Raw genomic sequence first — 20595 nt, forward strand, 5'->3', positions numbered from 1 at the left:
TCCTTGCGTCGTGCCATCGTGAAGCTCCTTTCGCATCTCACTATGGCCCAGCCGAGCACGGAATTCCCGATAGTCCCGGCGTCGGAAGCGCTGACCGTGGATTTGCGCGGCTTTTATGCCGATACGCAGGGCGGCTCCTCCTATTTTGTGCGCCCGACGACGCGCCTGGATGTTGACCGCTCGGCCATCGATGCCAGCTATATCGCCAACCATGTCCTGGCCCCCATTTCCAACAATGCGGGCTGGACCGATCGCAAACTCTCCGACGCGGCGCTGAAGATCGACTATGAGGCGGCATACGGTACCTTCACCGCCATCAGTTCGCTGAGCAAGGTCGACCATCTGGTCACCTTCGACGGCTATGATTACGCGCCCAACACCTATTGCATCGATGTCCGCACCGGCGGTCCCGGCAGCAGCATCGACCGGCCGTTCACCTGCGCGTCCCCACAGCTTTATTTCGCGGGCGCGCCGCTGGCGGCCTTCAACACCACCTATCAGGATTACGATATCCGCAATTTCAGCCAGGAAGTCCGCTTCACCAGCGACCAGAGCGGCGATTTCAAATATATCATCGGTGCCTATTACCTGAGCCGCCATCGCGACCTGATCACCGCGACGCAGGAGGACCGGGGCATCGGTATCATCCCGCGCTTGGATTTCGATCCGGCCACTCCGAACCAGACCCGCACCTATTTCGCGGAGAACAACCGCGACAAGGCATATGCGGCGTTTGGGCAGCTGAACTATGACGTCACGGAGCAGGTGGAACTGTCGGCTGCCCTGCGGTACGACCTGGACGAGCGCCACCAGACCGACCCGCGCCCCAACCCCTACCGTGTTGACGGCTATGGTTTCCCCATCCTGGCTGCGGCCAGCCGCAAGGCCGATTTCGACCGCTGGCAGCCGAAACTGTCGCTGACCTGGCGGCCCGGTGCCGACTACACCTTCTATGGCAGCTATTCGCACGGTTTCCGCAGCGGCGGCTTCAATGCACCGGGGACGGAGGTGTCTCCCTTCACCGGAGAGCCGATCGCCCAGTCCGTCTATGGCAAGGAAACATCCGTTTCCTATGAGACGGGGTTCAAAGGGCGGTTGTTTGACGGCAAGGCCCAGGTCAATGCCTCCTTGTTCTATACCGATGTCGACGACCTCCAGGCCTTTAATTTCAGCGGGGCGGTGAATGCGCAGATCGTCACCCCCATCAACCGGGTGGAGATCAAGGGCGCGGAGCTGGAAATGGTCGCCCGGCTGATGAAGGGGCTGAACCTGATGGGCGGCGTCGGCTTCACCGATGCCAAGATCAAGCGCTTCGACGCCAACCCGGCGGCAGAAGGCAATCAGGTGCCCATGAATATCAAGATCTCCTACCAGTTGGCGCTGCAGCACCATGTGCCGCTGTCCGACCGGGTGGAACTGGCGACGCGGCTGGAATGGGAACATCGCGGCCGCAAATACATGCATGAAGGTGGCGACCCCGTCGGCATCCCCGTGCGCGATCCGCTCGACCTGCTGAACCTGCGCGCGGCCCTGACGCTGGACGATGTCTGGACGCTCAGTTTCTGGGGCCGGAACCTCGCCAACAAGAAATATTACGAGGAGGTCGTGGTCCCTGATTACGCCTTCCAGGGCCGGCCGCGCACCTATGGCATGGATCTGCGCGTGGAATTCTAACGACAGGGCGGATCGGGTCCCGCCCTTCCAAGGGTGGGCCCGGCGCCCGCAGGGAATGCACCATGGATGTTTTCAAGTTCCACTATCCCGATAACGGGCCGTTGAAGAGCATCGTGAAGCTCGAAGGGCCGAACGGCGTGACCTTCGAACTGGGCAGCGGATTCCTGCCCAAGGGAACGCGCATGCCGGCCACGGGGGAAAGCGCCCATCCACGGCATGAGGTGACGATCATTCTGGACGGGATGCTTGAAACCCGGTCGGGCGGGCGGACCTGTGTGCTGCGCGCGGGTGACGTCGTCTCCATCCCGGCCGGGCAGAGCCAGGCCAGTCAGGTTCTGGACGATACCCATCTGGTCTGGTGTTTCATCACGACGGAAGAGGCTGCCAATTGACCATCCTCGCCTACCAGGGTGACGCCGTCCTGGCCGATCTGTTGCGTGCCGACGGGATTGACCGGTCGGTGGCGTCCATCCGGGACCTGATCGCCGGGGTCAATGCCGCCCCCGATGGGGAATTGCCCGATGCCTGGCTGGACCTTGTCTCGGCCCGCCGGTCGGAGGCGACGTCGGAACAGCTGACGGCCTTGCGTGCCAGCATCGACCGCCCCGCCGACCCGGCCAGGGGCGACCATGCCGCCCGGCTGGCGGCCCTGCGTGCCGAGTTGAAGCGCCGGGGCCTGGACGGATTCGTAATACCGCGCGCCGATGAATATCAGGGCGAATATGTGCCCCTGCGCGGTAGCCGTCTGGCCTGGATCAGCGGCTTCACCGGATCGGCGGGCGCCGTCGTGGTGCTGCTGGACAAGGCCGCCATCTTCATTGATGGCCGCTATACGATCCAGGCGCGCCAGGAAGTGTCCCCCAGCCTGTTCTCCTACCATCACCTGATTGAGGAGTTCCATGGCGACTGGACGGCAGCCAACCTGCCGGCGGGGTCCCGTCTGGGCTTCGATCCCTGGATGCACACTGCCGCCTGGGCCGACAAGATGCGGGCCAGCCTGTCGCCGGCCGGCGTGGAACTTGTGGCCACCGACGGCAGCCCCGTCGATGCCGTCTGGACCGATCAGCCACCCGCCCCGCTGGGCGTGGTCACTCTCCAGCCATTGTCGGCCGCCGGCCGGTCCGCATCGGACAAGCGCGGCGACATTGCCGAGGCGCTGGTCCGGCTGAAGGCGGACGCCGCCGTGCTGACCCAGCCGGACAGCATCGCCTGGCTGTTGAATGTGCGCGGGGCCGATGTGCCCTGCACGCCGCTGCCGCTGTCCTTCGCCACCATCCGCGCCGACGGCAATGTCGACTGGTTCGTCGACCGACGCAAGCTGGCGCCGGGTCTGGAGGAGCATCTGGGCAATCAGGTCGCCATCCGCACCCCGGATGACCTGGCCGGTGCGCTCGACGCGCTGGGCGCGGCGGGGACCAGGGTGCGGCTGGATGGCGGGACGGCGGCACTCTGGGTGGTGGACCGTCTGGCCAGGGCCGGGGCGACGCTGGACCAGGGCGGCGATCCCTGTGTCCTGCCCAAGGCCGTGAAGAGCCAGACGGAGATCGAGGGCGCCCGGGCCGCCCATCGCCGTGATGGCGCCGCCCTGGTCCGCTTCCTGCGCTGGTTCGATGAAGAGGCACCCAAGGGAGTGCTGGACGAGCTGACCGTGGTGGACAGGCTGCACAAGGCCCGCCAGGGGGCGGCCGATTTCCGCGGCCCCAGTTTCGAGTCGATCAGCGGGGCCGGGCCCAACGGGGCCATCGTGCATTACCGCGCCACGGCGGCCACCAACCGCCGGATCGAGAATAACAGCGTCTTCCTGCTGGATAGCGGCGGGCAATATCTGGATGGCACCACCGACATTACCCGTACGCTGGCCGTGGGCGATGTGGGGCCGCAGGCCCGCCGTCACTTCACCCTGGTGCTGAAGGGCCATATCGCGTTGAACCGCGCCCGCTTCCCGGCCGGCACCGTGGGCAGCCAGCTCGACACCCTGGCCCGGCAATTCCTGTGGCAGTACGGGCTGGATTACGACCATGGCACGGGTCATGGCATCGGCAGCTATCTGTCGGTGCATGAGGGGCCGCAGAAATTCACCAAGGAGCCCAGCCTTACCGCCTTGCAGCCGGGCATGATCCTGTCGAACGAGCCCGGTTATTACCTGGCGGGTTCCCACGGCATCCGCATGGAGAATCTGGAACTGGTGGTCGTGGTGACCATTGGCGGTGCCGAGCAGAGGATGCTGGGTTTTGAGACCCTGTCCCTGTGTCCCATCGACCGCCATATGATCGATCCCACCCTGCTGACGGGCGAGGAGCAGGATTGGCTGAACGCCTATCACGCGCGGGTGCGGTCGGAACTGACACCCCTGCTCAGCGGGGAGGATCTGGCGTGGTTGGAGCGGGCGACAGCCGTGCTTTGAAAGGAGACCAAGATCGTGGCCGTGCTGGCATAGTTGCGTTGCGAAGCCGCGCTGCGGGGCTGACAGCGGCTCTACATTTGCGCTTTGAAGTACCGCTGCTTCAGGGGCAGCATGGCGGCACCGATGGCAGCGGCATTGCCCGGCGCTTCGGCCGGGACGATCCGGGCCGTCGGCCGCTTTTGTGAGCGGCGTTTCTGGTCATAAAGCTCGATGGCGGGGATCACGCGTTCGGCCAGCGGGCGCGGTATCCTTCCGCCCAGGACAACCGCGTCCAGGTCCAGGATGGCGGTGGCGTTGGAGGCGATGATCGACAGGCTGTCGCGGACACGCGCAATCCAGTCATCGATGGCGGGCCATGTCGGGTCGAACCCGTCGATCAACTGGTCCACCGTGTCGAAACTCCGCCCCTGGCGCGCCACAAGCTGGCGCAGCAGTTCCAGATTGGGGAAGGGGTAGATATTGGCCGGCAGGCCGCCGGCGAATTCCCCCGCATTGCCATGCCGGCCGCGCCAGACCTCCCCGTCCAGCACCACGCCGCCGCCGACGCCGGACGCGATATAGAGATAGGCGAAGCTGGGCGCCCAGCGGCCGACGCCGACCAGACTTTCGCCCAGGGCGGCGACATTGCCGTCATTATCGGCGATGGCGGGCAGGCCGAACCGTTCCTGAAACAGGCCGGCGACATTGATATTCGCCCATTCCTCCAGGCTGTGCGGCGTGTTGAAGCCCGGCCCCTCGCCCACGAAGGAACCGGGAACGCCGATCCCGATCCCGGCCAGCGGGCGGCCGCCGGTCAGGGGCAGCAACCCCGCCATGGCCCCGGCCAGCCAGTCGATGGCGCGCGCCACCGGTAGCGATACGAACCCTTGCCGGCACTCACCCCGGATGGCGCCGGTGAAATCCACCAAGGTGACGGAGGCCGCGTCGGTCATGATCGACACGCCGAAGGAGAAGGCGAATTCCGGCACCAGTTCCAGCGACGCGCTGGGATAGCCCCGCCGGCCCGACTGCACCTTGTCGCCCGTGCGCACCAGTCCATCATCAATCAATCCACCTATGATGCGTGAGATCGACTGCTGCGTCAGGTCCGTTGTCTCCGCAATCCTGGCCTGTGTCGCCGGGCCGCCCCGGAAAAGCAGATCCAGGATCCGGCGCTCGCTTTGGGTCAGTGCCCCATGAGTGAGGGCGGGAAGATCAGCTTTCTTCAAGGATTCCATGGGTCTTTCCGTTCCACCATCGTCCGCCTCTACCCCCACGCGGAACGCGGCCGCGATTGGATGCCTAAAATAGCGCTTGCCGGCTCGTCATAAAAGATACATACAGGGAGTGTAAATAATTTGTTGGAAGGCCGATGTGAGCCGATAACGCACATGTTGTAAGTTTAAATTGCGATGTTGGCGTGCATCGGGTCCCGGACCATGCTGACCAGAGGGGAAGGGAGCTCCCATGATTGTCCTGAAGAATTCACGCTGTGTCCTGCTGACCGGTGCCGCCATCGCGTTGCTGGCGCCTGGCGCCGCCTCGGCGCAGTCCGCACCGGAGCCGGAACCGTTCACGCTGGAGGAAATCATCGTCACCGCCACCCGTCGGGCGGAATCGCTGCAAACCGTGCCGGTGGCGGTCAGCGTGGTGGATGGCGACTATGTCCAGCGCAACAACCTGAACAATATCCGCGACATCGCCAACATCATCCCCACCTTGAACTTCCGCACGGCGGCATCCAACAAGGATCAGGCGCTGTTCATCCGCGGCCTGGGCACCGTCTCCACCTCACCGGGGGTGGAACCGACCATCTCCACCGTCATTGACGGCGTCGTGCTGGCCCGCCAGGGTCAGGCTACGCTGGACCTGCTGGATATTGAGCGGATCGAGGTGCTGCGCGGGCCGCAGGGGACGCTGTTCGGCAAGAACGCCTCGGGCGGCGTCATCAACATTGTCGGCCGCGCGCCGACAGAGGATTTCAAGGCCTATGTCGATGCCGGCTGGTTCGGTGGCGGGAACGAGCGCCGGCTGCGGGCCGGTGTCTCCGGTGCCCTGTCGCCCGACAAGGCACGGGCATCTGTGACGGCCCTGTGGGGCCGCTATGACGGCAATGTCACCAATGTCTTCAACGGGCGTACCGTCAATGGCTATGAGCGGGCGGGTGCGCGGGCGAAGCTGGAACTGCTGCCAACCGACGATCTGCGGGTGATGCTGATCGCCGACTTCATGCATGCCACGGCCACGCCGCCGCAGGGCGTGGTCACGCGTACCTTCCTGACCGCCTATCCGACCGGCAATGTCACCAACTTCCCGGCCTTTGCCGCCGCCCTTGGGCCAGTCGTGGCCAGCGCCGACAATCGCGAGATCAACAGCAACTATGACACGCGGGTGCGGGACGACAATGGCGGCCTGTCCGCCCAGATCGACTGGCATGTCGGTGACCATGACCTGACGGCCATCAGCGCCTGGCGGCGGTGGGAGAACACGCAGTTCCAGGATCAGGACCGACTGCCGCGCGCCCTGGCTGGGCTGCCGCAGCAGCATGACCGTGGCGACTTGACCTTTGATCAGTATTCCCAGGAAATCCGGCTGGCCTCGCCCAAGGGCAATCTGGTCGACTATATCGTCGGCCTCTATTACATGCGGGCGGAGAACGAGGAGCGCTATCGCCGCGACACCACCGTCGTGTCGGCCACCGGCAGCACGGTCCATACCGGCATCGCCGACTATGGCGTGAGCAACGACAATTATTCGGTCTTCGGCGAGGCGACGGTGAACATGGCGGACGATGTCCGGGCCATTGCCGGCTTCCGGCTGGTCAAGGATGATCTGCGCTATGATTTCCGGCGCACCTCCACCTCGCCTGTGGCAGTGCCAGGCATCCAGGTGGGCTTCACCAGCAACGGTTCCACCGCCCCGACCGACTATGCCAACCGCCTGGGCCTGCAATATGACCTGTCGGACACGGCCATGACCTATGCCACCTGGTCGCGCGGCTACAAGGGTCCGGCCTATAACATCGCCTTCAGCATGCTGCCCCAGGATACCGGTGCCCTGAAGGGTGAGACGTCGAACGCCTATGAGGCCGGACTGAAGTCGCGGTTCCTGGAGGGGCGCCTGCAGGTCAATCTCGCGGCCTTCCTCAGCCGCTTCAAGGATTATCAGGTCAATTTCTTCGATACCTATAACGGCTCGCCCGTCACAAGGCTGATCAATGCCGGCCGCGTCTCAACGCGCGGTATCGAGGCGGATCTGTCGGCGCGACCCCTGGCGAACCTGACCCTGGCCGCCGTCGCCGCCCGGATTGAGGCGCGGATCGACGAATTCACCTGTCCCGCCGGCACGTCGGCCTCCTGTCAGGTCAATGGCCGACCCTTGCCCTTTTCGCCCGACTGGAAGACGGACCTGCGTGCCAACTATACGATCCCGCTGGATGGCGGCTGGACCGTCGATCTGGCCACGAACTACAGCTGGCAATCGAAGGTGCAATATTCCATCAACCAGACGCCGGACACGGTCCAGCCGGCCTTCGGCCTGTGGAATGCCAGCATCGGCTTTGAAAGCGGCGACGGGCTGCGCGTGACCCTGCTGGCCCGCAACATCGCCGACACGCATTATTCCACGCAGTTGAACACCTTTGGCAGCGGCGTGGTGCGGTTCGTGCCGCGTGACGACCGCCGCTATTTCGGTGCCACTATCCGTCAGGAATTCTGAGCATGGGTGAGAGACAGGACACGATGCTGGGACGCCGCCACCTTCTGGCCCTGGGGACGGCCGCCGGGGCTGGCCTGATGGTGCCATCCATGGCGCGGGCCGGTGAGGGCAGGGGACGACCCACCAAGGAAGTGGGGCGCAAGTTCCAGGCCGATGGCCGGGTAAGCCCCTTCCATGGCAATACCATCGTCTGCCACATTCCGCAGCAGGGGGAGCATGCCGCCTGTTTCAACGCGCTGCTGGATATCTATCGCGACCTGCCGGCCCGACCCTTCGCAGCCAGTATCACGGCCCTGCCACCGTCCAGCTATCACATGACCCTGTTCGATGGCGCCAACGAGACGGCGCGGACGGCAGGTCTGTGGCCGCCTGGACTGGCACTGGACAGTTCGATCGAGGATTGTCACCGGGAGGTCGGGCGGCGCCTGGAGGGCTTTGCGCTGGGCACACCATTGCCTATCCGCATGCGGGTCGATCCGGAAGGGACGGGCATCGCCGGCAATGCCCTGACCATTCCACTGCTGCCCGTCGACAATGCCGAAAATGCCAGATTGCGGCGCCTGCGCGACCGGCTTTCAGCGGCGACCGGTATCCGGTCTCCCCGGCATGATGAATACCGCTTTCACATTTCGCTGGCCTATGTCCTGTGGGAATTGTCTGCGACGCAGGCGCAGGCCGTTCGGCAGGCCATGGGTGAATGGATGGCGATGGTGGCGGCGGCTTCGCCGGTCATCCTGCTGGAAGCGCCGGAACTCTGCACCTTCAGGGACATGTTCGCCTTCAACCGGATCCGCTACCTGACATAGGGTGCGTTCAGTGACGGTCCCGGTTCCCGGGGGAGGCGACGGCAATGCAGGCACCGGCCGGAATCCGGCTTTCTTCCTTCAGGGTCTATGCGCTGGCGCATCTGGGCAAGAGCCTGCTCTGGACCCTGGCCGATGTCCTGACCATCCTGGTGCTGATCCGCCATGCTGGCATGGGCCCGGTGACGGCCGGATCCGTCTTCCTGGCCGGGCTGGTCTGGAATGCCGTGGCCGATCCGCTGGTCGGGGGCTGGATGGATCGTCGGTTGCGGCGGGGGTCCTCGCTGGTGCCGGCCATGGCGGTGGCCGCACCGGGCGCGTGCCTGTTCTTCCTGGCAGGGCTGCTGGTTCCGCCCGGCACAGCTTGGCCGTTGGTCGTCGCGGCGGGGGTGCTGTTCCGGACCTGCTTTTCCGTCTATGACGTGCCGCACAACGCCATGATGACGCGGCTGGCCGAAACACCGCAGGCACAGGCGGAACTGGCCGGTTTGCGCACCATCGCGCATGGGCTTGCCTCTGTGGCGGCGGGACTGGCAGCAGCTCCCTTTGCTGATGCCATGACGTCCTGGCTGCTGACCCAACTGGTCCTGATCCTGACGGCGTTGGTCGCCCTGCTCTGCATGGTGCCGTGCCTGGGCCTGGTGCGGGTGGTGGAAAAATGGCCCGTGACATCCGCCCCGGCTGGTGCCGGCCCGGCCATGCCGGGCACCCCCGGTCTTGCCGGCCTTTGTCTGGTGACCGTCATCGGCGGGGTCGGCCTGGGTCTGGTGGTCAAGGCGGTGCCGCATCTGCAATGGTCGGGCACGGGCATGGCCACGCTGGCCATGCCGCTGTTGATGGCCGGCCGTTTTGCGGCGGCCTGGTGCGCCCGGCCGTTGATCGACCGGCTGGGGACGACGCGGGCCCTGGCATTCTCCTATCTGCTGGCCGCTCCGGCCTGTCTCGGCCTGCCCCTGGCGGCCGGTGGCGGCGGCGCGCGGCCCTTGGCGCTTGTCATCCTGGGTGTGTGCCTGACGGTGCCGACGATCCTGTCCTGGGTGGAACTGTCGCAGGTGGTGCGCACGACGCACGAGGGACAGTGGCGCGCCCATGCCATGGTCGGCCTGTTCACCATGGTGTCGAAACTGGCCGCCGGTTTTGGTGGCTTGTTGCTGGGGCTCAGCCTGGATGTCCAGGTTCCGGGGTCCGGTCCGCAGGGCACCATGACACCGGGCCAGCTTACCCTGGTCTGTCTTCTGGTCGCCGGAGGCACCCTGGTTGCCGCCGGCATGCTATGGCGGGTCACCCGCCACGATCCTTCAGCAAAGGAACTCCCATGAAGCGAAATCGCCCCGCGCTTGCGGCCCTTCTCGCCTGTCTCGCTCTCGGACCCGGCCTGCGGGCGGGCGCCGAAACCCTGCCGCCGCCCTCCTATCTCGCGCAGGACGCCATTGATCTGGTGGCCATCCTGCCGCCTGCCCCCCGCACCGGGGATGCGCGGTACGAAGCGGATCGCGCGATCTTCCGCGCCACGCGGGTGCTGGCCGGCACTCCGCGCTGGCAATGGGCGATGAATGATGTCAGCGAGGCGCCGGCCGACATGCTGCGCAACTATGCCTGCGCCGCCGGTATCGAGTTGACGCCCGAGTTGGTGCCGGTAACGACCCGGCTGCTGGTGACGGCGGCCCATGATACTGCCCGGCCCAACAACATCGGCAAGCAGCATTTCCAGCGACTGCGGCCCTTCCTTATCGACCAGGGCCCCATCTGCCAGCCGGCGCCGGAGGTAACCAACAGTTTTGACTATCCGTCGGGACACACGACGCTGGGTTGGACCTGGGCGTTGATCCTGGCCGAACTGCTGCCTGATAGGGCCACAGCCATCCTGGCGCGTGGCCGCGCGTATGGCGAGAGCCGCATCGTCTGTGGTGTCCATAATGCCAGCGCCGTGGAGGCGGGCCGCCTGTCGGCAACACTGTCATTGACCCGGATGCGGGCTTCATCAGCCTTCCAGGCGGATCTGGCTGCGGCGCGTGCCGAACTGGCGGGACTGGGGAGCAGGCCGGTGCCCGCAGTGGACCGGTGCCACGCCGAGGCAGGCGCCTTGTCGGTGTGGCCGTTGCAGTGACGAAGATGTGGGGCAATGGCCTTTTGACAAGATGGGGGTTTGCCTTATCATCGCCGATTTTCGGCACTCAACTGCTGTTTGCTTTTGATTCTACTACACCACCGCTTGGAGCAGCGAGTTGAGTTGGACGCTCGCCCCCGCATTCAAATCACTATGAAAAACATCAGTAATATCAATATCTTGTTGGGTTTTGTGTTTCTGTGCCTGGATGCCTGCTGGGACGATTTAAGCAAAATCAATCACTTAATTTCGCAGGTTCAAAACGGGAGTTCCGATACAAGCATCCAACATGTCAGGCGCCGGATTCGTGAGCTGTAGAACTGCTTCGTGGCAAAGAACGTTGACGATCAACGCCGTTTTTGCTGTGCCGACCGAAGCAGGACCATCTGCTCCCTGGCTTCGTGATGAAGGATATCGGAGGCATCCCGGTCCGCGCCGGCGTTCAGCAGCCTCTTGGCGGCGTGCACCGCGTCAGGGTTTTGCGTGGCGATGAGGCGCGCCATGGCCACGGCGTCGTCCAGGGGCGTATCGGAAAGCCTTGTGGCCAGACCCAGCGGCACGGCATCCGCGCCGGTGAATTCCCGCCCGGTGAAGGTGAGTTCGCGGACCACATCATCGGCGGCCAGGTTGCGCATGCGGGCAATGCCGGCCATGTCTGGGACCAGGCCCCAGCGTACTTCCATCACCGACAGCCGCGTGTTTGGCGCCACGATGCGGATATCCGTACCCAGCATGATCTGGAACCCTCCGCCGAACGCCACGCCATGCACGGCGGCGATGACCGGGACGGGCAGGGTGTGCCAACCCCAGGCGGCCTGCTGGAACAGGTTGGCCGGGCCATGGGTGGGCACGGTCAGGTTTTCCGGCACGCCCACGGTTTCGGCCAGGGCGGCGGTGTCGATGCCGGCACAGAAGGCGCGGCCCCGGCCGGACAGCACCACGGCGCGAAGCGCTGCGATCCCTTCCAGATACGCGATGCATTCAGCAATGGCCTCGAACATGTCGCGGTCCAGCGCGTTCAGCTTTTCCGGCCGGGCCAGCCGCACATCGGCGATGCCGTCGGCAATCTCCAGGGCAACACGGTTGCGGAACAGGGTCATGCGGGGGTTCCTTCCTGCCGCATGGGTGCGGTGGTGGGAAGGGCGCCGCGGATGCCCAGCAGCAGGATGCTGCGGAACTGGGCATAGACCGCGTCCAGGGAGAATTCAGGTTTGTCCAGAATCCAGCGGGTGATCCAGTTGAACATGCCGAAGATGGCATAGGTGGTCAGGGTGACGTCGCCCGGCACGATGGAGCCGTCCGCCATGCCCTGTTCGACGATCTGGCGCATATGGCGGCTGATGGTCTTGCGGCAGTTCCGATATTCGATCTGGCCCTTCTCCGACATGACGTTGGGGTCGGACAGGACCAGGCTGATCCCGTAATTATTGGCGATGACCCGCAGATATTGCCGCAGGAATATCTCCAATCGCGTCAGGCCGGGCCGGGCCGGGTCGTCATATTCGGCAAGGGCCGCGTGCAGACGGTTGCAGGCCTCCACCACACAGCCCAGCAGGATGTCCTCCTTGCTGGTGAAATGGTAATAGAGCGTCGGCTTGGTTACCGACAGGGCCTTGGCCACGTCGTCCATCGACGTGCGGTCATAGCCCTTGGCCCGGAACTGCTGCGAGGCCACGTCCAGGATGCACTCCCGGCTGAGGGTACCCCGGCGATGGCGGGGCCGTTCCGCCGCTGTCTTCACGCTCATCCCTTCACTCCCACACCCCTGTCCGCCCCGCCATATAGCCACCATCGGCCACCATGACGGTACCGGTTATGCTGGCCGAGGCATCGCTGGCCAGGAAAACCGCAAGATCGGCGATTTCCGCCTTCGTCGTCCAGCGTCCCAATGGTGTGTCACGGGTGAAACGGTCGCGGTCGGCCTGGGTCGGGGCGATGCGGGCCATGCCCTCGGTATCGCCGACCGCACCGGGAGCGATGGAATTGACGCGGATGCCCTCCGACCCCCATTCCAGGGCCAGCGACCGGACCATGGCATCCAGCCCCGCCTTCGCCGCGCAGACATGGGCCTGGTTGGGGAAGGCGGTGAAGGCATGCAGGGCGGAGATGTTGATGATCGACGCACCGGGCCGGCGCAGATGCGGATAGGCCGCCTTCATCACATGGAAGCCGCCGATCAGGTCTATATCGATGACGGTACGGAAGCCCTTGGGCGACAGGTCGGCCGCGCGGGCCAGGAAATTGCCAGCCGCACCGGAGACCAGGATGTCGATGGTTCCGAACCTTTCCGCCCCGGCCCCGACCGCCGCCGTCACCGCATCGAAATCCCGCACGTCGGCGATGGCGCCGCTGGTATCACAGATTTCCGCCAATGTCTGTACCGCCGCTGCGACCTTGGTTGGGTCGCGGCTGAAGACATGGACGGTGGCGCCCAGTTCGCCCAGACGCCGGGCGATGGCCAGATTGATGCCGCTGGTGCCGCCGGCCACGACGGCCGCGCGGCCGCGGAGCAGGCCGGGGCTGAAAATGGCCTGGGTCACATCGCCCCCAACCGTTCGGTAGCCTTGCTGGTGCCGGCCTTCAGCCTGGCATTGCCGTCGGCGATGCGGCGCTTGAACAGGCCGCGCTGGGTCAGGTCCTGGGTGACCGACAACTCGAACGCCAGTGCGCTCAGATGGTCCATATTGCCGGCCCGCAGCGCCACATCCTTCAGCACCACGCACAGTTCCGGCCCGGCCTCGGCGATCTGCCTTGCCAATTTCAGCGCCGTCTCGCGCAGGGTGCCATAGGGTACGACCTCATCCACCAACCCGACGCGCAGCGCTTCCTGCGCGCCGATCGGGTCGCCGGTGAACAGCATGCGTCGGGCACGCTGCGTGCCGATACGCTGCAGCATGCCGTGATAGAAGCCGTTCATGGCGTATTTCACCTGGGTCGACCCGAAGGCGGCATTCTCCGACGCGATGGTGATGTCGCACATGTTGGCGACATCCATGCCGTAGCCAGGGGCCACGCCGGCCACGGCGGCCACCATCGGTTTGGAGAAATCATAGAAGGTCTTCATGAATTTTAGCGCCAGGTCGGTGAAGCGTCGCCGCTCGTCGCCTTCAATGCTGTTCAGGATGTCCAGGCGCCAGCCGGCACAAAAATAGTCCTCATTGCCGATGACCAGCACGCAGGCGACCGCATCATCCTCAGCCCAGTCGTTCAGCGCGCCGATGATCTCGTGGTGCAGTTCCCAGCCCAGGGCATTGCGCTTTTCCGGATGGTTCAGTTGCAGGATGCCGACGCCGTCCTCGACGGACAGGATCAGGTGCGGATAGGTGGCCACGGGTCGTCCCTCATGATCTTATAAGTTACCGATTGGTATTTTATGGGTGACCAATCTGACCTGTCAATGGCATATTTTAATAGTGTGGGGCGGGCGAGAGGATCGCAATGCGGCGCGAAATCTTCAGAAATCAGCCTATGGACAAGAATACCGCTGCATGTTACCGTCTGTTCGGTAACTGAGAATTGGTCGCGCCGAAAGCAAGTTACCAATCGGTTCAAAAATCCAGCCATACTTGCCATGATCCCGTCCGCCGGGATCATGCGGACCGATGCGCGCCAATCGAACTCCCGCAAAGGGAGCGGAACGATCCGACATAGGGAGGAAATAACAAATGCGTAAGCGGTTCCTGCGGTCCTCATCCGTCCTGGCCCTTGCCGCCGCGGCGATTGTCGCGCCCCCTGCCATGGCACAGGAGCAGACGGCCGGTGCCAGTTCCCCGCCGGCATCGGGACAGGAGGAGGGCAACTTCCTGGCCGAAATCATCGTGACCGCGCAGAAGCGGTCCGAAAGCAGCAACCGGGTTCCCATCTCCATCACGGCGGAGAGCGGCCTGGAACTGGCCAAGCTCGGCGTTACCGACGTGCAGTCGCTGGTCAAGGTCACGCCCGGCTTCAACGCCATCGACAGCGGCTATGGCACGCCGGTCTATTTCCTGCGCGGCATCGGCTTCTTCGACAGCAGCCTGGCCGCCAAGCCCACGGTTTCCGTCTATATCGACGAGGCCCCGATCCCCTTCTCGATCATGACGCCCGGCGCGTCTTTCGATCTGGAGCGGGTGGAGGTGCTGAAGGGGCCGCAGGGCATCCTGTTCGGCCAGAATGCTACGGGTGGCGCCATCAATTACATTGCCGCCAAGCCGACATCGGATTTCGAGGCCGGCATGCTGGCCAGCTACGGCCGTTTCAACCGCATGGACCTGGAAGGTTATGTCAGCGGGCCGGTATCGGACACGCTGGGCGTCCGTCTGGCCCTGCGGCATGAGGGCGGGGACGCCTGGCAGAAAAGCTTCACCCGCGATGACGAACTGGGCAAGCGCGACTTCACCCAGGGCCGCCTGACGCTGGCCTGGGAACCGGACCCGGCGCTGCGCGTGAATTTCCAGCTGAATGCCAACAAGGACCGGTCGGAAACCCAGGCGCCGCAATTCATGACGCCCTTCCGCCAATCGGCCGGCGGCTATTTCAGCCCGGCCCTGCAGGTCTATCCGACGGCGCCGGATAATAACCGCGCCGCCGACTGGGGCTCCACGGTGCCGTTGGAACGCGACAACCACATGGTGCAGGCGACGCTGCGGCTGGATTACGACATCACCGACACCATCACGGTCACCTCGCTTTCCTCCTACGCAACGTTCGAGCAGCTTTACGGCCAGGATGGCGACGGCACCAGCCTGCAACTGACCGACCTGCTGATCAGCGGCGATATCGACAGCTTCACCCAGGAATTGCGGGTGGCCGGCAGCTTCATGGATGATCGGGGAAGCTGGCTGCTGGGCGGCAATTACGAACACAGCAAGACCAATGAACTGGTCCGGCAGTTCCTGTCGGAACAGACGTCGGGCCATGTGTTCGACCGGCTGGGCCTGCCGCCCATCACCGAGGTGCCGCAGCGCGGCTATACCAAGAATGTCAGCAAGGCGGTCTTCGCCAATCTGTCCTTCCCCCTGGTCGACACGCTGTCCGCCACGGCGGGCGCGCGGTACACCAAGACGGATGTCGATTTCCAGGGCTGTATCCTGAATGCCGGCAATGGCACCTATGGCAAGGGGTTCGAGACGAATTTCCGACTGCCGGCGGGGACCTTTCCGCTGAACGCCTGCGCCACCATGGATACCAACAACCGCCCGGCCGAGTTCGACGGCACCCTGCCGGAGGACAATGTCTCCTGGCGGGCCGGACTGGAATGGGAGCCGACGAACAGCAGCCTGTTCTATGGCAATATCAGCCGCGGCTACAAGGTCGGGTCCTTCGCCAACCTGCCCGCCTCCACCCTGGCCCAGTACCAGCCGGTACGCCAGGAGGAGGTGACGGGTTACGAGGTCGGGTTCAAGTCGCGTCTGGCCGACCGCACCATGCAATTGAACGGCGCCCTGTTCCTTTATGACTATAGCGACAAGCAGCTCAAGGGCCGGACCATCGTGCCGATCTTCGGCCCGCTGGAAGCCATGGTGAACGTGCCCAAGTCGCAGGTGAAGGGGGTGGAGCTGGAGGTGACCTGGACCCCGGTGGAGGGGCTGCTGCTGAAGGGCGGTGGCACTTATCTGGATACGGAGGTCACGAAGTCGTTCCTGAACTATACCGCCTTCGGTGTCCGTTCGGATTTCAAAGGCAGCAGCTTCCCCTTCACACCGAAATGGCAGTTCAACGCTGACGTGGAATATGATTGGCCGGTCAGTGCCAATACCGAGGCGTTCCTGGGGGCGAACTATACCTATCGCAGCAGCACGAACGGCGATTTCGTCGTCGATCCGCGTCTTGCCATTGACAGCTATGGCTTGTTGGACCTGCGTGCGGGCCTGCAGGATGCGGGTGGTGACTGGCGTGTCAGCCTCTATGGCCGCAATATCACCAACGAATATTATTACCAGACCGCGGTGCGCCGGGGTGACGCCATCGTCCGCTATGCCGGCATGCCCGTCACCTATGGCATCACGGCCAGCATCAAGTTCCGGTGATGGGCATCGATCCCGCTGCGGCAATGGGGCAGCGGCTGGTCGACCGGCCGGTCCGCTGCACCCCGGAAGGTTCCATGCTGTACGCCTTGGGGACCGGCTTTGGCCGGGACCCGCTGGACGCGGCGGAACTGCGCTTCGTCTATGGACCCGATCTGGTGGCTGTGCCGACGCTGGCGGCGCAACTGGCCTTTGGTGGGCACGGGCTGCTGGAACGGATCGGTGTGGACATGCGGCATGTCGTCCATGCCGGGCAGGGGGTGGAACTTCACCGGCCCCTGCCGGTGGACGCCGACCTGCTGTTCGATACCGGTGTCGCCGGCATCATCGACAAGGGACCGGGTAAGGGCGCGCTGGTTCTGCTGGAAACAACGTTGCGGGAAAAGGCGGGCGGTGGGTTGCTGGCGACGGCGACCTCCACCGCCTTTGCCCGTGGTGATGGCGGCTGTGGCGGGCCGGTGGGGCGGGTTCAATCCGTGCCGGTCTTTCCCGACCTGCCGGACAGGCCGCCCGACCATATGGATTTCTTCCAGACAAGGCCGGACCAGGCCCTGCTGTTCCAGTTGAGCGGAGATTTCAACCCGTTGCATGCCGATCCCGCCATGGCCAGGGCGGTCGGCTTCGACCGGCCCATCCTGCACGGGCTTTGCACCTACGGCATTTGCGGCCGGGCAGTGCTGCGCCATGTGCTGGATTATGATGCGGGGCGGCTGCGGGGCTTGCATGTCTGCTTCGCCCAGCCTGTTTTCCCCGGGGAAACCATCGTCACCCAGATGTGGGTGCAGGGCGAAAGGGTGCTGTTCCGGGCGGAGGCGCTTGAACGACGGGTGCCGGTGGTGGGCGCGGGATACGCCTTGATCTGATCACCCGATCCCGTCGAAGATCACCGAGATGAACCGGTCGAACACCTTCTCCAGCGACGTGCTGCTCTTGCGGAAATGCCAATGGCCGACCCAGTTGAACATGCCGAAGATGGCATAGGTGGTCAGCTTGGTTTCCGGCACCTTGATCGACCCGTCGGCCACGCCGGCCTTGATCCGGTCCTCCAGCCCGTCATTCATGGTCCGCCGCAGCTCGTTGTACCGGATGCGGCCCTCGCCGGTCATCACCCGGTCATCGGCCAGGATCATGCTGACGCCGATATCGTGGGTGATCACCTCCAGATACAGACGCAGGAACACTTCCACGCGCTTGCGGCCGGAATAGGTCTCGTCGTCGCGCCGCGCAATCTCCTCACGGAAATAATCGTCGGCGGAGAAGACACAGGCCAGCAGGATCTCCTCCTTGTTGGCGAAGTGGTAGTAGAGGCTGGGCTTGGTGATCGACAGGGCGCTGGCGATATCCTCCAGCGTCGTGCGGTCATAACCCTTCTCATGGAACATCAGGGCTGATGTATCCATGATCAGCTTCTTGTTGATGGTTCCGCGCTTCGGACGCGTCGGCTTCGCCTGGGCCGCTTTGGTAGGCATATCAGGACAATCCCCCACATGGCCCCCCGGGGCCACGACAAACATGAGAATGGATGGCGACTTCATCGCCAAAGGCATCCCCCACGTTACTTTCGTACCGGTCGGTAATCAACTGTCCGTTCGTTAAGTGCGACATTTCCCGGCCTGGGATGGCGCAGCCCGTTGTCGCCGAATAACACACTGAAAAAGCTTTATAATTTAAATGATCGATTGAATCGAATTCCGCTGTTGACGGTCGGCAATCCATAAGTTACCGTCCAGTAAGTAACAGGAGGAAACATGCAGACGAGATTCACGACGCTCGTGGGTGTCGATCATCCGATCATGCAGGGTGGCATGATGTGGGTGGGCACGGCCGACATGGCGGCCGCCGTCTCCAACGCCGGCGGCCTTGGCACCATCACGGCGCTGACCCAGCCCACACCCGGCGATCTGCGGCGCGAGATCGACCGCTGCCGGGGCCTGACCGACAAGCCTTTCGCGGTGAACCTGACCATCCTGCCGTCGGTGAAGCCGCCGCCCTATGCCGAATACCGCCGCGCCATCATCGATAGCGGCGTGACCATCGTGGAAACCGCCGGGTCGCGTCCGCAGGAGCATGTGGAGGATTTCAAGGCGCATGGGGTGACGGTCATCCATAAATGCACCTCCGTCCGTCATGCCGTGTCGGCCCAGAAGATGGGTGTGGATGCCATCTCCATCGACGGGTTTGAATGTGCCGGCCATCCGGGGGAGGATGATGTCCCCGGCCTGGTGCTGATCCCCGCCGCCGCCGACAGGATCACCATTCCTATGCTGGCGTCCGGCGGCTTCGGCGACGGGCGCGGGCTGGTGGCCGCACTGGCGCTGGGGGCCGACGGCATCAATATGGGCACCCGCTTCTGCGCCACGGTTGAAGCACCCATCCATGAGGCGGTGAAGCGGCTGCTGGTCGACAATGACGAGCGGGCGACCAACCTGATCTTCCGCAAGTTCCACAATTCAGCCCGTGTGGCCAAGACGCCCGTGTCCGACAAGGTGGTGGAGATCAGCGCGCGCGACGGGGCGGTGTTCGCCGATATCCAGCCGCTGGTGTCTGGCGCCAAGGGCCGGGTGGCGCTGGAAACGGGCGACCTTGAGGCGGGATTGATATGGGCCGGCCAGGTCCAGGGCCTGATCCACGATATCCCCACCTGCCAGGACCTGATCGAGCGCATCATGCAGCAGGCGGATGCAATCACCGCCCGCCTGCGGGAGTGTGCGGCATGAACGCACTCGACCTGGTTCCTGCCCCCTTCATGGCCGATACGGAGATGGCGATCTTCCAGCGCAGCCTTCAGGGCTTCCTGGATGCCCATGCCACACCGGCCGATATCGAGCGCTGGCGGGCCAACAAGCAGGTGGACAAGGCGGTCTGGCGTGCGGCCGGTGCGGCCGGCCTGCTGGGCGTGTCAATGCCAGAGGAATTGGGCGGCGGTGGCGGTGATTTCCGGCATGAGGCGGCCATCGTCCAGGCCATCGGCCATCGCGGCGCCGACGCCCTGACCATCAGCCTGCACAATGCCGTCATCCTTCCCTATTTCGCCAGTTACGGCACGCCGGAACAGCAGGAACGCTGGATGCCCCTTCTCTGCTCCGGCGAGATGGTGGCCGCCATCGCCATGACCGAGCCGGCCGCAGGGTCGGACCTGCAGGGCATGCGCACCAGGGCGCGGAAGGTGGGCAACGGCTATCGCCTGTCCGGACAGAAGACCTTTATCTCCAACGGCCAGATCGCCGATATCATCGTCGTGGCGGCCAAGACCGATCCCGATGCCGGCAGCAAGAGCATCTCGCTGTTCATTGTCGATGTGTCCGACGCGCCGGAAGGCTTCGCCCGTGGCCGCAACCTGGACAAGGTGGGGCAGGAGGGGCAGGACACGTCCGAACTGTTCTTCGACGATCTGTTCGTGCCCGCCGATTGCCTGCTGGGCGGGCAGGAGGGCAGGGGCCTGTCGCAACTGATGGCCAAGCTGCCGCAGGAGCGGCTGGTCATTGCCTGGCAGGCCATGGCGATGATTGAACTGGCCCTGGGCGAAACCATTGCCTATGTCAAGCAGCGGGAGATGTTCGGCCAGCCGCTGGCCGATTTCCAGAACACCCAGTTCAAGCTGGCCGAATACAAGACCCAGGCGACCATCGCCAAGGTGTTCCTGAACCATTGCACCGAGAAGCTGGTGGCCGGTGAGCTGGATACGGCCACGGCGTCGATGGCGAAATACTGGATCTCCGACCAACTGTCGGAAATCGTCGATGGCTGCGTGCAGTTCTTCGGCGGCTACGGATACATGACGGAATATCCGATCGGCCGCCTGTACCGTGACAGCCGCATCCACCGCATCTATGGCGGTGCCAACGAAATCATGAAGCTGCTGATCGCCCGGACGCTGTGAGCGCCCGCCGGGATCGGCCAACCATT

General features: G+C 64.3%; 17 protein-coding genes. 11 read left to right on the plus strand and 6 right to left on the minus strand.

Annotation, left to right across the window (positions count from 1 at the left end):
• The 3 genes from AC1Q7F_RS26495 to AC1Q7F_RS26505 form a co-directional block, all read left to right on the plus strand.
• Positions 1–1674, plus strand: a 1674-nt coding sequence (locus AC1Q7F_RS26495; protein WP_492511557.1) for a TonB-dependent receptor, incomplete at its 5' end; no start/stop codon positions are given.
• Positions 1675–1736: 62 nt separating this feature from the next.
• Positions 1737–2066, plus strand: a complete 330-nt coding sequence (locus AC1Q7F_RS26500; protein ID WP_492511558.1) for a cupin domain-containing protein — start codon at positions 1737–1739, stop codon at positions 2064–2066.
• Positions 2063–4078, plus strand: coding sequence for an aminopeptidase P family protein (locus AC1Q7F_RS26505; protein WP_492511559.1), 2016 nt, complete (start codon positions 2063–2065; stop codon positions 4076–4078). Before AC1Q7F_RS26500 ends, AC1Q7F_RS26505 begins: the two co-directional genes overlap by 4 nt.
• A gap of 71 nt (positions 4079–4149) precedes the next feature.
• Here the strand turns inward: AC1Q7F_RS26505 and AC1Q7F_RS26510 are convergent, their stop codons facing one another.
• Complete coding sequence (locus AC1Q7F_RS26510; RefSeq protein WP_492511560.1) at positions 4150–5295, minus strand: ROK family transcriptional regulator; 1146 nt, start codon at positions 5293–5295, stop codon at positions 4150–4152.
• Between the two features lie 229 nt (positions 5296–5524).
• On the opposite strand from AC1Q7F_RS26510, the gene AC1Q7F_RS26515 reads away from it, so the two are divergent.
• Genes AC1Q7F_RS26515 through AC1Q7F_RS26530 form a run of 4 tightly spaced genes read left to right on the plus strand, consistent with a single transcriptional unit; the run spans position 5525 to position 10684 of the window.
• Positions 5525–7774, plus strand: a complete 2250-nt coding sequence (locus AC1Q7F_RS26515) for a TonB-dependent receptor (protein ID WP_492511561.1) — start codon at positions 5525–5527, stop codon at positions 7772–7774.
• A 2-nt stretch (positions 7775–7776) separates the two neighbouring features.
• Entirely contained in the window at positions 7777–8580 is an 804-nt protein-coding gene (locus AC1Q7F_RS26520) for a DUF1868 domain-containing protein (protein WP_492511562.1), read from the plus strand.
• 44 nt (positions 8581–8624) lie between these two features.
• On the plus strand, positions 8625–9896 hold the full coding sequence (locus AC1Q7F_RS26525; protein WP_492511563.1) for an MFS transporter: 1272 nt from the start codon (positions 8625–8627) through the stop codon (positions 9894–9896).
• Positions 9893–10684: an acid phosphatase gene (locus AC1Q7F_RS26530; RefSeq protein ID WP_492511564.1), complete on the plus strand. Its 792-nt coding sequence runs from the start codon at positions 9893–9895 to the stop codon at positions 10682–10684. Before AC1Q7F_RS26525 ends, AC1Q7F_RS26530 begins: the two co-directional genes overlap by 4 nt.
• 347 nt (positions 10685–11031) lie before the next feature.
• Here AC1Q7F_RS26530 and AC1Q7F_RS26535 read toward each other — a convergent pair whose 3' ends face one another.
• The 4 genes from AC1Q7F_RS26535 to AC1Q7F_RS26550 are packed head-to-tail and all read right to left on the minus strand — an operon-like array spanning position 11032 to position 14015.
• Entirely contained in the window at positions 11032–11784 is a 753-nt protein-coding gene (locus AC1Q7F_RS26535; protein WP_492511565.1) for a crotonase/enoyl-CoA hydratase family protein, read from the minus strand.
• On the minus strand, positions 11781–12431 hold the full coding sequence (locus tag AC1Q7F_RS26540) for a TetR/AcrR family transcriptional regulator (RefSeq protein WP_492511566.1): 651 nt from the start codon (positions 12429–12431) through the stop codon (positions 11781–11783). The genes AC1Q7F_RS26535 and AC1Q7F_RS26540 overlap by 4 nt, the downstream gene beginning before the upstream one ends.
• Before the next feature lie 4 nt (positions 12432–12435).
• Entirely contained in the window at positions 12436–13224 is a 789-nt protein-coding gene (locus AC1Q7F_RS26545; RefSeq protein ID WP_492511567.1) for an SDR family oxidoreductase, read from the minus strand.
• Positions 13221–14015 (minus strand): enoyl-CoA hydratase/isomerase family protein, encoded by a 795-nt coding sequence (locus AC1Q7F_RS26550; protein ID WP_492511568.1) that lies wholly within the window; start codon positions 14013–14015, stop codon positions 13221–13223. Before AC1Q7F_RS26550 ends, AC1Q7F_RS26545 begins: the two co-directional genes overlap by 4 nt.
• Before the next feature lie 334 nt (positions 14016–14349).
• Here AC1Q7F_RS26550 and AC1Q7F_RS26555 point away from each other — a divergent pair, with 334 nt between their 5' ends.
• Positions 14350–16692: a TonB-dependent receptor gene (locus AC1Q7F_RS26555; RefSeq protein WP_492511569.1), complete on the plus strand. Its 2343-nt coding sequence runs from the start codon at positions 14350–14352 to the stop codon at positions 16690–16692.
• A complete protein-coding gene (locus tag AC1Q7F_RS26560) occupies positions 16692–17552 on the plus strand; it encodes a MaoC/PaaZ C-terminal domain-containing protein (RefSeq protein ID WP_492511570.1) in 861 nt (286 codons plus the stop codon). The genes AC1Q7F_RS26555 and AC1Q7F_RS26560 overlap by 1 nt, the downstream gene beginning before the upstream one ends.
• On the opposite strand, the gene AC1Q7F_RS26565 is transcribed toward AC1Q7F_RS26560, so the two are convergent.
• A complete protein-coding gene (locus tag AC1Q7F_RS26565; RefSeq protein WP_492511571.1) occupies positions 17553–18158 on the minus strand; it encodes a TetR/AcrR family transcriptional regulator in 606 nt (201 codons plus the stop codon).
• Between the two features lie 279 nt (positions 18159–18437).
• Between AC1Q7F_RS26565 and AC1Q7F_RS26570 the strand changes: the two genes are divergently transcribed.
• Positions 18438–19406, plus strand: coding sequence for an NAD(P)H-dependent flavin oxidoreductase (locus AC1Q7F_RS26570; protein ID WP_492511572.1), 969 nt, complete (start codon positions 18438–18440; stop codon positions 19404–19406).
• The gene (locus tag AC1Q7F_RS26575; protein ID WP_492511573.1) at positions 19403–20569 is read left to right on the plus strand and encodes an acyl-CoA dehydrogenase family protein; all 1167 of its coding nucleotides are present in this window, start codon (positions 19403–19405) and stop codon (positions 20567–20569) included. The genes AC1Q7F_RS26570 and AC1Q7F_RS26575 overlap by 4 nt, the downstream gene beginning before the upstream one ends.
• Positions 20570–20595: the final 26 nt, after the last annotated feature.

The organism is Niveispirillum sp. GW835-FHT14G11 (genome assembly GCF_058793615.1).